The sequence below is a fragment of the Actinomadura sp. WAC 06369 genome, assembly GCF_003947565.1.
GTDB classification, from domain to species: Bacteria; Actinomycetota; Actinomycetes; order Streptosporangiales; family Streptosporangiaceae; genus Spirillospora; species Spirillospora rifamycini.
This window is the reverse complement of sequence record NZ_QHJN01000423.1, coordinates 1-625: the sequence shown is the minus strand read 5'-3', so window position 1 is coordinate 625 and position 625 is coordinate 1. Positions and strand designations below refer to the sequence as shown.

Annotated in this window: 1 protein-coding gene; it reads left to right on the top strand. The window is 70.2% G+C overall.

Annotated elements, in window-relative coordinates; genetic code table 11:
* On the top strand, positions 1–625 hold a 625-nt coding region (locus DMH08_RS39780; protein WP_125621454.1), incomplete at its 5' end, for a UTRA domain-containing protein.

The window sequence follows — 625 nt, the reverse complement described above, 5'->3', positions numbered from 1 at the left end:
GCCCAGCGAACGGCAGTTGAGCGAGCTGTTCTCGACCACCCGCATCACCCTGCGCGAGGCGCTCGGCCAGTTGGAGGACCAGGGCCTGATCTACCGCGAGGAACGCCGCGGCTGGTTCGTCTCGCCGCAGCGGCTGCTGTACAACCCGCTGGTGCGCAGCCACTTCCACGCGATGGTCGCCGACCAGGGCCGGGTGCCGGAGACCGAGGTGCTCGGCGCGGCGATGATCCCGGCCAGCGTCGACATCTGCCAGCGCCTGGAGCTGCCGGCGCTGTCGCGGGTGTTCCAGATCCGCCGGGCGCGGCGGGTCGACGGGCGGCGGGTGCTGTACGCCGAGCACTACCTGAATCCCGCCTACTTTCCCGGCATCGAGCGCTTTGACCTGACTCGCTCGCTGACCGATCTCTACGCCAACCACTACGGCATCCGCTACGGCCGGGTGCGCTTCGAGATGGTCCCGACCATCCTCCCGGCGGAAGCCGCCGGGCCGCTGCGGGTTTCGGTGGGCAGCCCGGCGCTGCAGATCGTGCGGGTCAACCGCGACCAGGCGGGCCGCCTGATCGACTGCGACCTGGAGTACTGGCGCCACGACGCGCTACAGGTCAACGTCGAGGTGCCCGAGTAG